The following is a 13088-nucleotide window of genomic DNA, read 5'->3' as shown; positions in this document are numbered from 1 at the left end:
ACAACCGCGGGCCCGTGGATCCCCGTCAACCCGGCACGACAGCCGGGCCACAACACTGACCCGATCACGCAATCAACGCTCAGCCGGACCATTCAACCGACCACGGGAAGATCACGAAAGATCCAGGTTAACGTCGCTGCTTTAGGCGATGTCCGATCTGGGGCTTCTCGTCGCAACAAATGAGGAAATGTCGGTGAACTTCGGTTCACCGTTCAGGCTTCTGGTCGGTCAGCCGACCAGAATGCAAAGCGTGTCGGTTCCCTCACCGCTTTCAGCGCCGGTCGCGACCGAACCGCCCATCGCGGAACATTCGCCCTCCGGGCCGTTCACCGTCTCGGGGTACGTCCCGGCCTGGTCCGCCCCACCGGCGGCCACCGGGGCGCCCGACAGCACGCTGCCCGCGACCCCGGACGGCCCCGCCGCCGCCTTCACCCCTGTCGTGGACCTGGACTCCGGCGGCGTGATCGCGGTCCACGTCACCGCCGACGGACGGCTGGGCGCGGGCGCGGCCGACGTGTCCGCCACCGTCAACGCCATCCGCGCGGCCACCGAGCAGGAGGCCCGGCTGCCGCTGGTGCTGTCCATCCCGCTGGGCGCCGTGGTCGCGGGCACGGCCGGTCTGGCCCCGGTGCACGAGGCCCTGCGGGTGGGCGGGCGGCGCCCCCGCGAGGTCATCCTGGTGCTGGAGGGCAACCTGGCCGCCGAGGAGCGCGGCGCGCTGCTGGCCGGTCTGGACGGCCTGCGCGCGGCCGGCTACCTGATCGCCTACGGCGGGCTCGGCGCCCGCCACCTGCCGCTCGACCTGCTCGCCGACGCCCCGCCGTACGTGATCGTGATCGCCGGCGAGCTGATGGACCGCATCCCGCGCGACCCCCGCCGCGCCGCCCTGGCCGAGGCCCTGGTCGGCATGGCCAAGGGCGTGGGCGCGCACGTGCTGGCCCCGGCCGTCCGCGACGAGGCCCAGCTGGCCGCCATCCGCGGCTGGGGCATCCGCCTGGCCCAGGGCCCGCTGCTGGCCCCGCCGGACTGGACGCCCGCGCACGGCCGCGTGCACGTCCCGGTCCCCATCCCCGAGGCCACCCCGATGGCCGCCCTGCTCGGTCCCCGGGTCTCGGAGTTCCTGCTCCCCGCCCTGACCCTCCCGATGACCGCCCAGGCCGAGGACGTGGTCGCCGCCTTCGGCACCGAGGCCTCGGTCTCCAGCGTCATCCTGGTCGACGACTACCAGCGCCCGCAGAGCATGATCGACCGCAGCCGTTTCCTGCTCTTCATGGCCGGCGCCTACGGCCACGCCCTGCACGCCAAGAAGCCCGCCCACCGCCTCGCCGACACCGCCCGTCTGGTCCCCAAGACCACCCCGGCCATCGCCGCCATGCAACTGGCCGGGCAGGACGCCGACCGCGTCTACGACGACCTGGTGGTCGTCGACGAGGTCGGCCGCTGCCTCGGCATCGTCCACGTCAGCGACCTCATCCGCCACGTCGCCAACACCCCGGCCACCAGGGCCTAGACCAGCCTGGTGACCCGGCCGGACTCCAGGGAGTAGTACGCGCCGACCACCTGCAACCCGCCCGAGCGGGCCCGGGGCGCCAGCAGCGGGTCGTGGCACAGGGCGTCGGCCACCGTCGTGGTGTGATCGTGGATCATGCTCTCGATCAGCAGGGGTCCGGTGAGGCCGCCGGTGCTTGATCGCTGGTAGGCGGGGCGGAGCGCGGTCTCGATGGGCCGCAGGCCGTGCGGGAGGGGTCTGTGGCTGGCGAGCGCCTCGGCCGCCGCCGTCACCGCGCCGCAGTACTGGTGGCCCAGGACCACGACCAGGGAGGCCCGCAGGTCCGCCGGGCCGTACTCGATGGCGGCGGTGACCAGGGGGTCCACGGTGTGGGCGGCGGTCCGGACGGCCAGGACGTCGCCGATCCCGGTGTCGAAGATCATCTCGGGTGGGACCCGGGAGTCGATGCACGAGACCACCACCGCGTACGGCGACTGGCCGGCCGACACCTCGACGCGGCGGGCCAGGTCCTGGTGGGGGTGGCGGGAGCGGCCGGAGGCCCAGCGGTCGTTCCCGGCCATGAGCAGCCGCCAGGCCTCGTCAGGGGTGGTCGGGAGGAGGTCGGGCCGGTGGCCCGCCTCGACCGCCGCCTCGCCCACCAGGGCGGCGCCGGCCAGGAAGCCGCCGGTCAGCATCGCGACGGCGGACAGGATGCGACGGCGGGTCAGCCCAGTATCGTCACGCACAGTGACGATACTGGGCTCTTCCCGTGATGTTGTCTACCCGGGTCGCCTACTTCAGAGGCGGCAGGCGTAGATGTCGGTGACCAGGATGGCCTTGGCGCCGAGCTCCCAGAGCTGGTCCATCACCGACTGGTGGCCGCGCCGGGGCACCATGGCGCGGACCGCGACCCAGCCCTCGCGGTGCAGCGGGGAGACGGTGGGACCCTCCATGCCGGGCGTGAGGGCGATCGCCTCCTCGATGCGCTCGGCGCGGATGTCGTAGTCCATCATCACGTAGTCGCGGGCCACCAGGACGCCCTGGAGGCGGCGGACGAACTGCTGGAAACCGCTGTTCTCGGCGGCGCCGGCCTGCTTGATGAGGATGGCCTCGGAGCGGGCGATGGGCTCGCCGAAGACCTCCAGGCCGACGTTGCGCAGGGTGGTGCCGGTCTCCACCACGTCGGCCACGGCGTCGGCCACGCCCAGCCGGATGGCGGTCTCCACCGCGCCGTCCAGCTTGATCACCCGCGCGTCCACGCCCTCCTCGGCCAGGTACTTGCCGAGGAGCCCGGCGTAGGAGGTGGCGATGCGCTTGCCGGTCAGGTCCTGCACGCTGCTGAAGGCGCCGGGGAGCGCGGCGAACCGGAACGTGGAGCGCCCGAAGCCGAGCGGCACCACCTCCTCGGCCGGGGCCCCGGAGTCGAAGAGCATGTCCCGGCCGGTGATACCGGCGTCCAGGGTGCCCTCCCCCACGTACACGGCGATGTCCCGGGGACGCAGGAAGAACAGCTCACAGGAGTTCTCGGGGTCGACGACCACCAACTCCTTGGTGTCCTTGCGCTGGCGGTACCCGGCTTCTTTCAGGATCGTCTGGGCGGCCTCGGTGAGGGCGCCCTTGTTCGGTACGGCTAGGCGAAACATTGATCACTCCACCACAGGTTCGGATCTGGTCAAGGGCTACAAGTCGGGGCTCGGTCGGCGAGCCCCTACAGATGCTTGTAGACCTGGTCCAGGTCGATCCCCCGCGCCAGCATCAGCACCTGGAGGTGGTAGAGCAGCTGCGAGATCTCCTCCGCGGCCCGGTCCGCCGACTCGTACTCGGCGGCCATCCAGACCTCGGCGGCCTCCTCCACGATCTTCTTCCCGATGGCGTGCACTCCCGCGTCCAACGCGGCCACCGTTCCCGACCCTTCCGGCCGGACCCGGGCACGCTCCGCCAACAGCGAATACAGCTCATCGAAGGTCGTCATTGATCACTCTCGCGCTCGAAGACACTGCTCCCAACACTAGCGGCCACCTCCCCCTTCTCCGGTGCAGGTCCACGTCCCGAGACGCGCGTCCTGGACCCCGGACCGGTGCCCGCAAGGCGAACGCCTCCCCATCGAACCGATGGGGAGGCGTGTCTACCGGTGTGTCACACCGCCGTGCAGGTCACGGGGGACGGGACGTTGTTGGTGCCGCTCCAGCTTCCGTTGAAGCCGAAGGTGGTGGTGGCGTTGGTGCCGAGGGTTCCGTTGTAGGACACGTTGCCGACGGTGACCGCGGAGCCGGAGGTCGACAGGGTGCCGCTCCAGAGCTGGGTGACGGCCTGGCCGTTGGCGAAGGTCCACTTGACGGTCCAGCCCGTGATGCCGACGGTGCCGGAGTTCTTGACGGTCACCGTGACGCCGAAGCCGCCGGGCCACTGGTTGGTGATGGCGTAGGTGGCCGTACAGGCCTTGCCGGTGGAGGGCGAAGGGCTGGGAGATGGCGACGGGGAAGGGGACGGGGACGGACTGGGTGAGGGGCTGGGCGACGGGGACGGTGACGGGCTGGGCGAGGGGGACGGCGAGGGGTTGGTGCCGTTCTTGGCGGCCATCGCCGTGGAGTGGGCGCGGAAGATGGCCAGGGCGGGGTCGCCGAACTTGACCGCGTGCTGGTCGCCGCCCGCGGAGCGGTGCGGGTACCACCAGAAGGCGGAGCCGTCGCCGTCCTGGGCCGCGAAGTAGTTGTAGATCTCGGTCCACCACTGGTTGCGTGTGCCGGAGATGTCGGTGTTCCACTCGCCCATGAAGAACGGCTTGCCCACCAGGTTGTGGGAGTCGGAGATCCAGCGCCCGATGAGCGTCTTGGTCTGCTCCAGGGTCAGGTTCGCCCACCCCGCCTGCGGGTAGGGGTGCGCCGAGGTGTAGTCGATGTACGGCGACTGGTGGATGTACACGAACGGGTTGCCCTCGTCGCCGCCGAAGCCGTACCGGGACTCGTGGCCCTCCAGGCCGGTGCCGAGCATGTGGTTGGGGTCGATGCTCTTGACGTGCGCGCCCATCTCGTCCACCCAGGCGCGCAGGGTGGCTCCGCTGGTGTTCTCGGCGGCGCTGACGTCCTGGTATCGCGGCTCGTTCATCAGCTCCCAGGCGAAGATGGCCGGTTCGTCCTTGTACTTGATCCCGCTGTAGTGGTTGGTGCGGTTCAGCACGTACGAGACGTAGTTCTTGTACTGGGTGAAGCACCCGGGGCACTGGGTCTTGTTGAAGAACTTGGCGCGCCCGGGATGGCCACCGCTCAGCCCCTCCCACTGGAGGCGGGTGTCGATGCCGCCGTACGCCTCCCAGTAGTTCTCGAACACCGGGATCAGCTTGATGCCGTGCGACTTGGCCGACTGGATGACGTAGTCGAAGAGGGCGAACTGCTGGTCGTTGTAGACGCCCTTGGTCTTCTCGAAGCCGTGCCAGTCCTCGTGGCTGAACATCCACAGGCGGAGCACGCTGACCTTGTCGGCCTGCAGGTCGGCGAAGTGCTGGTCGATCTTGGCCTTGTCCATGTACTGCGTCTCGGTGTCGCCGTAGCTGCCGCCGAAGGTGAACACGTCGTAGGTGTTGGCGCCGGCGAAGTAGAAGTTCTTGCCGTCCAGGCAGAAGTGGATGCCGCAACGGTAGGCGAACCCCGCGGGGACGGCCTGCGCCGGGGCGCCGCGGACAACGAGCACCCCGGCGGCGACCAGCACCAGGGCCAGGACGCGGCGGAGTAGGAGATGGGCGTGCATGCGCTCCTCCGTGGGAGATCTGATCGGGGACTCCGCCTGACCCGGGGTCGCCTCAAGTGAAGATATGGACCGGTTAAGCCGCAAGCCCCCGATCAAACCGGCCAACAGCCAACTGGGACAACGCACGAAAACCACACGCTCAGCAATGAAACGTTCATTGCCGTGGACCGGTGCACATAAATAGAAGCCGCTCTACAGCCCAGATAACGCGGATAACCCGCTCTTGCCGCTGATCCGGTTCAGTGCTAAATCTCGGTCAATCCCCGAAATTTCTGCGCAGTCCGGTCCGAAGTCCGCGCACACCTCCCGCATGATCTGCTCCATACGTTCCAGGTGGGCACCGGTGAATACCGGATGCCGAAACAAGACCAAATGGGCATGTACGACAAGGCAACGCCGTGGTGTTACAGCAGGCGCTCGCTGATCTGAACACCGCCTACCGCAACTTCTTCGCCTCCCTGTCCGGGAAGCGGAAAGGGCCGAAGATCGCCCCACCGACGTTCCGGTCCAAGAGGGACAACCGGCAGACGATCCGCTTCACCCGCAATGCCCGCTTCGCCATCACCGCGGGCGGGAAGCTGCGCCTGCCGAAGATCGGTGACGTCCCCGTGCGGTGGTCGCGGAACCTGCCCGCCGAACCGTCCAGCGTGACCGTGGTCAAGGACGCGGCAGGCAGATTCTCGCCAGCACGCCAGGATCGCTGACGCGCGCCGCGAGTTCCACCACCAGCTCTCCACAACGATCATCCGTGAGAACCAAACGGTGGCGGTGGAGGACCTGGCGGTCAAGGGACTGGCGCACACCCGGCTGGCCAAGAGCGTGCACGACGCGGGCTGGACGGCGTTTACCGCTCAACGTCGGCGGCTGGGTATGCGCCTGCGGCGCCGTCCACGACCGCGACGTCAACGCCGCGCTCAACATCTTGGCCGCCGGGAGGCGGCAGGTCACCGCTGGACGGAAACCCGCGCCTGAAACGGGCGGGAAGCAGAGACCTAAAACGCCTGTGGAGACCGGTAAGACCCCAACCCCCGCGCCCCGGCGCGGGAAGAAGGGCACGGTCGGTGAAGCAGGAAGCCACCGAAGCGCCGCCGCGTGAGCATGTGCGGCGCAGGCGGAGTCCCCGGGCTTAAGCCCGGGGAGCGCGTCAATTCACCCGTGGCATTGTGCTGAGCGGGGTGAAAGGCTGATCAGGAGCCGTGGCGGCTGCCCCGGTGCCCGCCGCCGGGGCGGTCGTTCTGCCGGTAGCCCCCGCCGGTGCGCGAGGAGCGGTAACCGCCACCGCGCTGGTCGGAGGAGCGCCCGCCACCGTTCCACGAGCCGCGCGACTCCGAACGGCCCTCACCGTTCCACGAGCCCCGGGACTCGGTACGGGGACGGTCGCCCTGGTAGGAGCCGCGGTTGTCCCGGTCACCCCGGTAGCCGCCCCGGTCCTCGAACCGCCGCCCGCCGTCGCGGTCCCCGAAAGAACGCTCCCGGTTGTACGGCCGGTCGCCGCCGTAGGGGCGGTCGCCCCGCGCGGGCCGGTCACCGTACGGACGGTCGGCGTACGGGCGGTCGCCGCGCGAGCGCTCGTTGTACGGCCGGTCGTGGGCGGGCCGGTCGTTGTTAGGCCTGTCGCTGTACGGCCGGTCGCTGTTAGGCCGGTCGTTGTCGTAGCGGCGGCGGTCGTCGCGGCCGTAGGAGCGCTCACGCGGCCGGTCGTCGCCGAACGTGCGCGGCCCCCGGTCGTCGCGGTAGCGCCCGCGGATCTCCCGGACGCTGCCGCCCTGCTCCCGCCGCCGGAAGTCCCCGTGCTCGAACGAGCGGCGCTCGTCCCTGGCGAACTCGGCGCCCTCCTCGCCGGAGGCGCGGAAGTCGTCACGCTGGTCGCGGTCGCCCCGGAAGCGGCGGGGACGGCGGTCGCCGTCGCGCGGGCCGCGGTCGTCGCGCTTGGGGCGCAGCGGCTTGCGGATGTCCGGCTCCCAGACCGGGATGGCCTCGCCGGAGGGCTGCCGCGCCCCGGCGATCTCGGCCAGCACCGGGTCCCCGGGGGTCACCTTGTGCCGGGACGGGTTGACGCCCGCCCGCCTGGCCATCGAGTCGGTGGAGCGCCGCTCGTTCGGCATCACCAGGGTCAGCACCGAGCCCCGCTCCCCGGCCCTGGCCGTACGGCCGCCGCGGTGCAGGTAGCTCTTGTGGTCGGCCGGGGGATCCACGTGCAGCACCAGGCTCACGTCGTCCACGTGGATGCCGCGGGCGGCGACGTCCGTGCAGACCAGGACCATCACGTTGCCCTCGCGGAACTCGCCGAGGATGCGGGTGCGCTGGTTCTGGCGCTTGCCGCCGTGCAGGCCGCCGGCCTTCACGCCGACCCTGGCCAGCTGCTTGACCACCCGGTCCACCCCGTGCTGGGTGCGGACGAAGATGATGGTGCGGCCCTCGCGGGCGGCGATCTCGGCGGTCACCGTGGGCTTGTCGTGGAAGCTCACCTGGACCAGGTGGTGCTCCATCAGCTCCACCGGCGAGGTGGCCGGGGCGAGCGAGTGGGTGATCGGGTCGGTCAGGAACCGCTTCACCAGCTGGTCCACGTCGCGGTCCAGGGTGGCCGAGAAGAGCAGCCGCTGGCCGTCGGCCGGGGTCTGCTCCAGGATGGCGCTGACCACCGGGAAGAAGCCCAGGTCACACATATGGTCGGCCTCGTCGAGCACGCTCACCTGGACGTCCTCCAGGGAGCACTCCTCCTGCTCCATGAGGTCGGTGAGCCGCCCGGGGGTGGCCACCACGACCTCCACGCCGCGCCGGAGCGCCTCGATCTGCTTGCCCATCGACATGCCGCCGACGACGGTCTTCATGCGGATGTTGAGGCCGCGCCCGAGCGGCTCCAGCGCGTCCGCGACCTGGAGGGCCAGCTCACGGGTGGGCACCAGGATGATCGCCCGGGGGCGGTGCGGCCTGGCCTTCTCCCCCGCGATCCGGGTCATCATCGGCAGGCCGAAGGCGAGGGTCTTGCCGGAGCCGGTCTGGCCCCGGCCGAGCACGTCCTTACCGGCCAGGATGTCGGGGATGGCGGCGCTCTGGATGGGGAACGGGGTGGTGATGCCGGCCCGCGCGAGCGCGGCGACCAGCGGCCGGGGCAGCCCGAGTTGGGCGAACTCCGAAACGGTCTCAGCGGCGCTGTCGGCGGCGGGCATGGCGGGGTCGAGCATGGTCACGAGGTCGTGCCTTTCGTGGAAATGACGTGCCGGAGCACAGGCGTGGGGGCGCGTCACTTCTGCGTAAGGACGAGCCGAGGCAGGTCCGGGCGGCGCTCTGCCGTGCCGGATCGGGCACCCCTTCCAGGTGCCGGTACGAGGCCGGTGCTGCGCACCGCCCCTGAGCCCGGGGATCACAGTCCCCCGGCGGCGTCACGGCCACCTCAACGTGGCGCTGACGCGTTCAGCAGTGTGCAGGTGCCGCGGTTCACAGTCGCGGCGTGTGGTCACCCGATGTCACTGAACCCGATGGTCACTGAACCGAGGGGGACCGGCTCCAGCGCCTTGCGGGCGAGCCGGAGCCACTTCTCGGGTATCTTACCCTGACTTTCCCCGTGATACGAAAACGGGAGGCGTCGCCAGAGGTTGGCTAGACGTTGAAGCCCAGCATGCGCAGCTGGTCCCGCCCCTCGTCGGTGATCTTGTCAGGGCCCCACGGCGGCAGCCAGACCCAGTTGATGACCACGTTGGAGACCATGTCCGCCAGGGCTGAGTTGGCCTGCTCCTCGATCACGTCGGTGAGCGGGCAGGCGGCGCTGGTCAGCGTCATGTCGATGGTGGCGATCGGCCGTTCCCCCTCCCCCGCCGGGTCGAGGTTGAGGCCGTAGATGAGGCCGAGGTCGACGACGTTGATCCCGAGCTCGGGGTCGACCACGTCCTTCAGCGCCTCCATCACGTCGTCGGTGGAGATGTCGCCATCGTAGGACCCGACCGTCGGGGTCTCGGTGGGCTTGCTCATCGGGTACTCCTCACCACAGCGTCCTTGTATGCCATCCAGGCCAGCAGCGCGCACTTCACCCGGGCCGGGAACTTGGCCACCCCGGCGAAGGCCACGGCGTCGCCCAGCACGTCCTCGTCCGGCTCGACCTGACCCCGGCCCTGGAGCAGCCGGGTGAACTCGTCCACCACCGCCAGCGACTCCTCGACGGTCGTCCCGGCGGCCAGCTCGTGCAGCACCGAGGCGGCGGCCTGGCTGATCGAGCAGCCCTGCCCGTCGTAGGAGACGTCGGCCACCTTGCCGTCGTCCACCTTGACCCGCATCGTGATCTCATCCCCGCAGGTCGGGTTCACGTGGTGGACCTCGGCGTCGTACGGCTCCCGCAGCCCCCGGCCCTGCGGGTGCTTGTAATGCTCCAGGATCAGCTCCTGGTACATCGATTCCGCGATCATCCGAACACTTTCTGCACGTGGTGAAGCCCGCGAACCAGGGCGTCGAGCTCGTCGGTGGTGTTGTAAAGGTACAGCGAGGCCCTGGTCGTGGCGGGGATGCCGAACCGCAGGTGCAGCGGCCGGGCGCAGTGGTGCCCGACCCGGACCGCCACGCCGAACACGTCGTCCAGGATCTGGCCCACGTCGTGCGGGTGGATCGGGTCGCCCGCCCGGTTGCGGAGGGTGAAGGAGATCGTGCCGCCGCGCGAGTCGAGGTCGCGCGGGCCGATCAGCCGCAGCTCGGGGATCTCGCTCAGCGCCGCCAGCGCGTACCCGGTGAGGTGGTGTTCCCAGTCCTGGATGGCCGGCATGCCGACCTCGGTCAGGTAGTCCACGGCCGCGGCGAGCCCGACCGCCTCCACAATGGGTGGGGTGCCGGCCTCGAACTTGTGCGGGATCGGGGCGAAGGTCGAGTGGTCCATCCAGACCGCCTCGATCATCTCGCCGCCGCCGAGGAACGGCGGCATCGCGTCCAGCAGCTCGGCGCGCCCCCAGAGCACCCCGATGCCGGACGGGCCGACCATCTTGTGCCCGGTGAAGGCGACGAAGTCCGCGCCCAGCTCGGCCACGTTCACCGGCTTGTGCGGCACCGACTGGGAGGCGTCCACCAGCACCAGCGCGCCCACCTGGCGGGCCCTGGCCACGATGGCGGCGATCGGGTTGACCGTGCCGAGCACGTTGGACTGGTGCGCCACGGCGACGATCTTCGTCCGCTCGTTGATCAGCTCGTCCAGGTCGTCCAGGTTCAGCCGGCCCTCGTCGGTGACCCCGAACCAGCGCAGGGTGGCGCCGGTCCGCTGGGTGGCGAACTGCCAGGGCACGATGTTGGAGTGGTGCTCCATCTCGGTGACGACGATCTCGTCGCCGGGCCCCACCCGGAACCGCGGGTCGGTGTTCAGCGGGTTGCCGAAGGCGTACGCGACGAGGTTGATCGCCTCGGAGGCGTTCTTGGTGAAGATGATCTCCTCGCGGGCCGGGGCGCCGACGAAGGCGGCCACCTTGTCCCTGGCCGCCTCGTACGCCTCGGTGGACTCCGCCCCCAGCGCGTGGTGCGCCCGCCCGACGTTGCTGTAGTGCAGCGACAGGTGGTCCCGCATCGCGTCGATGACCTGGACCGGCTTCTGCGAGGAGTTGCCGGAGTCCAGGTAGACCAGCGGACGGCCGCCGGGCAGCTCGCGGGAGAGAACCGGGAAGTCCTTCCTGATCCTCTCCACGTCGAACGATTCCTGGACCATTACAGCGCGGCCTTCGTGTAAGCCTCGTACCCCTCGGCCTCCAGGCGCTCGGCCAGCTCGGGGCCGCCCTCCTCGACGATCCGGCCGCCCGCGAAGACGTGCACGAAGTCGGGGGTCACGTACCGCAGGATGCGGGTGTAGTGGGTGATCAGCAGCACGCCGGTGTCGCCGGAGGCGCGGAAGCGGTTGATGCCCTCGGAGACCACCCGCAGCGCGTCCACGTCCAGGCCGGAGTCGGTCTCGTCGAGCACCGCGATCTTCGGCTTGAGCAGCTCCAGCTGGAGGATCTCGTGCCGCTTCTTCTCACCGCCGGAGAAGCCCTCGTTGGTGTTGCGGGTGGCGAAGGCGGGGTCGATGTGCAGCGCGTCCATGCCGTTCTTCAGGTCCTTGGCGAACTCCCGCAGCTTGGGCGCCTCGCCGCGGACGGCGGTGACCGCGCTGCGCAGGAAGTTGGAGACCGACACCCCGGGCACCTCGACCGGGTACTGCATGGCCAGGAAGAGCCCGGCCCGCGCCCGCTCGTCCACCGACATGTCCAGCAGGTCCTCACCGTCCAGCAGCACCCGGCCGGAGGTGATCGTGTACTTCGGGTGGCCCGCGATCGCGTACGCGAGGGTGGACTTGCCGGAGCCGTTGGGGCCCATGATGGCGTGCGTCTGGCCGGAGCTGACGGTCAGGTCGACCCCCTTGAGGATCTCCTTGTCGCCGACGGAGACGTGCAGGTCGTGAATCTCAAGCGTGGACACGGTCATGACTCCTTCGAGAGCGAGACGTACACGTCATCGCCGTCGATCTTGACTTGGTAGGTGGGGACGGGTTTGGTGGCGGGCGGGCCGGTGGGCTTGCCGGTGGCCACGTCGAAGCAGGAGCCGTGCAGCCAGCACTCCAGGGTGCCGTCGTACACCTCGCCCTCGCTGAGCCGGACCTCGGCGTGCGAGCACACGTCGTGCAGCGCGTACACCTGCTCCCCGGCGCGGACCACCGCGACCGGGACGCCGTCCACCTCGACCGGGATGACACCCTCGTCGGGGATGTCACTGAGCCGGCAGACCTTCTCGTACGTCATCGGGAGAGCTCCGCCTCCACCGCCGCGAGCACCTTCTCCTGGACCTCGGGGACCTCGATGCGCTGGATCAGCTCGTTGAAGAAGCCGTGCACCACCAGCCGCCTGGCCTCGATCTCCGGGATGCCCCTGGCCTGCAGGTAGAACAGGTGCTCGTCGTCCAGCCGGCCGGACGCGGAGGCGTGCCCCGCGCCGACGATCTCGCCGGTGAGGATCTCCAGGTTGGGCACCGAGTCGGCGCGGGCGCCGTCGGTGAGCAGCAGGTTCCGGTTGAGCTCGTAGGTGTCGGTGCCCACGGCCTCGGGCCGGATGATCACGTCGCCGATCCAGACCGCGTGCGCGTCGTCGCCCTGCAGGCCGCCCTTGTAGATCACGTCGCTGCGGCAGTTGGGCACGCTGTGGTCCACCAGGAGCCGGTGCTCCAGGTGCTGCCCGGCGTCGGCGAAGTAGAGGCCGACCAGCTCGGCGTCGCCGCCGGGGCCGGTGTAGCCGACCCGGGGCGAGATGCGCACCAGGTCGCCGCCGAGGGTGACCAGCACCGACTTGAAGGCGGCGTCCCGGCCGAGCAGCGCGGTGTGCTGGGCCACGTGCACCGCGTCCCGCTCACCCTCCTGCACGGACACGACGGTGACCTTCGCGCCGTCGCCGACCAGGAACTCCACGTTCCCCGCCCGGACCCCGGTGCCGGTGTTGGTGATCACGACGACCGCCTCGGCCAGCGGGCCGACCTCCACCACCAGGTGGGTGTAGAGCGTGCCGCCCTGGCCGTGCACGTCGACGCGGATCGGCTCGGCGAGCACCGCCTCGCGGGGCACCGTGATCACGGTCGCCTTCTCGAAGGAGGCGTACGCCTGGGCGGCCACCCGGTCGGCGGGCTTGCCGGCCTTGCCCACCCGGGGGTCGTCCCGCCCGACCAGCTCGGACCCGACGCCCTCGGGCAGGGACAGCTCCACCTTGTCCACGCCGTCGGCGGCGGCCGAGCCGTCGTGCAGGCCCTTCAGCCGGGAGAGCGGGGTGAACCGCCACACTTCCTCGCGACCGGTGGGGACCGGGAAGTCCGCCAGGTCGAACGAGGCGTTTTCGTGCAGCGTGACGAGAGGCTTGGTCTCCAGACCCAT

14 protein-coding genes are annotated in these 13088 nt (G+C 70.2%); 3 read left to right on the top strand and 11 right to left on the bottom strand.

What is annotated here, in order from left to right; genetic code table 11:
* Window positions 1-250 precede the first annotated feature (250 nt).
* The gene (locus KIP79_RS25325; RefSeq protein ID WP_308169883.1) at window positions 251-1510 is read left to right on the top strand and encodes an EAL domain-containing protein; all 1260 of its coding nucleotides are present in this window, start codon (window positions 251-253) and stop codon (window positions 1508-1510) included.
* Here the strand turns inward: KIP79_RS25325 and KIP79_RS47345 are convergent.
* The 4 genes from KIP79_RS47345 to KIP79_RS47340 all read right to left on the bottom strand — a co-directional run bounded on the left by KIP79_RS47345 (window position 1507) and on the right by KIP79_RS47340 (window position 5233).
* On the bottom strand, window positions 1507-2235 hold the full coding sequence (locus KIP79_RS47345) for a carbonic anhydrase (protein ID WP_214107395.1): 729 nt from the start codon (window positions 2233-2235) through the stop codon (window positions 1507-1509). The genes KIP79_RS25325 and KIP79_RS47345 overlap by 4 nt on opposite strands.
* Window positions 2236-2286: 51 nt before the next feature.
* A complete protein-coding gene (hisG, locus tag KIP79_RS25315) occupies window positions 2287-3132 on the bottom strand; it encodes an ATP phosphoribosyltransferase (RefSeq protein WP_214107394.1) in 846 nt (281 codons plus the stop codon).
* 65 nt (window positions 3133-3197) lie between these two features.
* Window positions 3198-3461, bottom strand: a complete 264-nt coding sequence (locus tag KIP79_RS25310; RefSeq protein WP_214107393.1) for a phosphoribosyl-ATP diphosphatase — start codon at window positions 3459-3461, stop codon at window positions 3198-3200.
* Window positions 3462-3625: 164 nt separating this feature from the next.
* Complete coding sequence (locus KIP79_RS47340; protein ID WP_250213787.1) at window positions 3626-5233, bottom strand: cellulose binding domain-containing protein; 1608 nt, start codon at window positions 5231-5233, stop codon at window positions 3626-3628.
* 398 nt (window positions 5234-5631) lie between these two features.
* On the opposite strand from KIP79_RS47340, the gene KIP79_RS50460 reads away from it, so the two are divergent.
* On the top strand, window positions 5632-5937 hold the full coding sequence (locus KIP79_RS50460) for a hypothetical protein (RefSeq protein WP_504742169.1): 306 nt from the start codon (window positions 5632-5634) through the stop codon (window positions 5935-5937).
* Between the two features lie 44 nt (window positions 5938-5981).
* Complete coding sequence (locus KIP79_RS50455) at window positions 5982-6329, top strand: zinc ribbon domain-containing protein (protein ID WP_504742168.1); 348 nt, start codon at window positions 5982-5984, stop codon at window positions 6327-6329.
* Between the two features lie 91 nt (window positions 6330-6420).
* Here the strand turns inward: KIP79_RS50455 and KIP79_RS25295 are convergent, their stop codons facing one another.
* From KIP79_RS25295 to sufD, 7 genes are all read right to left on the bottom strand, one after another.
* Complete coding sequence (locus tag KIP79_RS25295; protein WP_214107411.1) at window positions 6421-8418, bottom strand: DEAD/DEAH box helicase; 1998 nt, start codon at window positions 8416-8418, stop codon at window positions 6421-6423.
* Window positions 8419-8833: 415 nt separating this feature from the next.
* Window positions 8834-9202 (bottom strand): metal-sulfur cluster assembly factor, encoded by a 369-nt coding sequence (locus tag KIP79_RS25290; protein WP_214107392.1) that lies wholly within the window; start codon window positions 9200-9202, stop codon window positions 8834-8836.
* A complete protein-coding gene (sufU, locus tag KIP79_RS25285) occupies window positions 9199-9633 on the bottom strand; it encodes a Fe-S cluster assembly sulfur transfer protein SufU (protein WP_214107391.1) in 435 nt (144 codons plus the stop codon). Before sufU ends, KIP79_RS25290 begins: the two co-directional genes overlap by 4 nt.
* Window positions 9630-10907, bottom strand: coding sequence for a cysteine desulfurase (locus KIP79_RS25280; RefSeq protein ID WP_214107390.1), 1278 nt, complete (start codon window positions 10905-10907; stop codon window positions 9630-9632). Before KIP79_RS25280 ends, sufU begins: the two co-directional genes overlap by 4 nt.
* Complete coding sequence (sufC, locus tag KIP79_RS25275; RefSeq protein ID WP_214107389.1) at window positions 10907-11659, bottom strand: Fe-S cluster assembly ATPase SufC; 753 nt, start codon at window positions 11657-11659, stop codon at window positions 10907-10909. Before sufC ends, KIP79_RS25280 begins: the two co-directional genes overlap by 1 nt.
* The gene (locus KIP79_RS25270; protein ID WP_214107388.1) at window positions 11656-11973 is read right to left on the bottom strand and encodes a Rieske (2Fe-2S) protein; all 318 of its coding nucleotides are present in this window, start codon (window positions 11971-11973) and stop codon (window positions 11656-11658) included. The genes sufC and KIP79_RS25270 overlap by 4 nt, the downstream gene beginning before the upstream one ends.
* Window positions 11970-13088 carry a Fe-S cluster assembly protein SufD gene (gene sufD / locus KIP79_RS25265; protein ID WP_214107387.1) on the bottom strand — a complete coding sequence of 373 codons (1119 nt, stop codon included), beginning with the start codon at window positions 13086-13088 and terminating at the stop codon, window positions 11970-11972. The genes KIP79_RS25270 and sufD overlap by 4 nt, the downstream gene beginning before the upstream one ends.

The organism is Acrocarpospora catenulata (genome assembly GCF_018476525.1).
GTDB lineage: Bacteria > Actinomycetota > Actinomycetes > Streptosporangiales > Streptosporangiaceae > Acrocarpospora > Acrocarpospora catenulata.
This window is presented reverse-complemented; position numbering and strand designations above follow the sequence as displayed.

Coding starts and splice junctions, on each gene's coding strand:
- hisG (WP_214107394.1), bottom strand. CDS start 3,132: ATGTTTCGCCTAGCCGTACCGAACAAGGGCGCCCTCACCGAGGCCGCC.
- KIP79_RS25310 (WP_214107393.1), bottom strand. CDS start 3,461: ATGACGACCTTCGATGAGCTGTATTCGCTGTTGGCGGAGCGTGCCCGG.
- KIP79_RS47340 (WP_250213787.1), bottom strand. CDS start 5,233: ATGCACGCCCATCTCCTACTCCGCCGCGTCCTGGCCCTGGTGCTGGTC.
- KIP79_RS25295 (WP_214107411.1), bottom strand. CDS start 8,418: ATGCTCGACCCCGCCATGCCCGCCGCCGACAGCGCCGCTGAGACCGTT.
- KIP79_RS25290 (WP_214107392.1), bottom strand. CDS start 9,202: ATGAGCAAGCCCACCGAGACCCCGACGGTCGGGTCCTACGATGGCGAC.
- sufU (WP_214107391.1), bottom strand. CDS start 9,633: ATGATCGCGGAATCGATGTACCAGGAGCTGATCCTGGAGCATTACAAG.
- KIP79_RS25280 (WP_214107390.1), bottom strand. CDS start 10,907: ATGGTCCAGGAATCGTTCGACGTGGAGAGGATCAGGAAGGACTTCCCG.
- sufC (WP_214107389.1), bottom strand. CDS start 11,659: ATGACCGTGTCCACGCTTGAGATTCACGACCTGCACGTCTCCGTCGGC.
- KIP79_RS25270 (WP_214107388.1), bottom strand. CDS start 11,973: ATGACGTACGAGAAGGTCTGCCGGCTCAGTGACATCCCCGACGAGGGT.
- sufD (WP_214107387.1), bottom strand. CDS start 13,088: ATGGGTCTGGAGACCAAGCCTCTCGTCACGCTGCACGAAAACGCCTCG.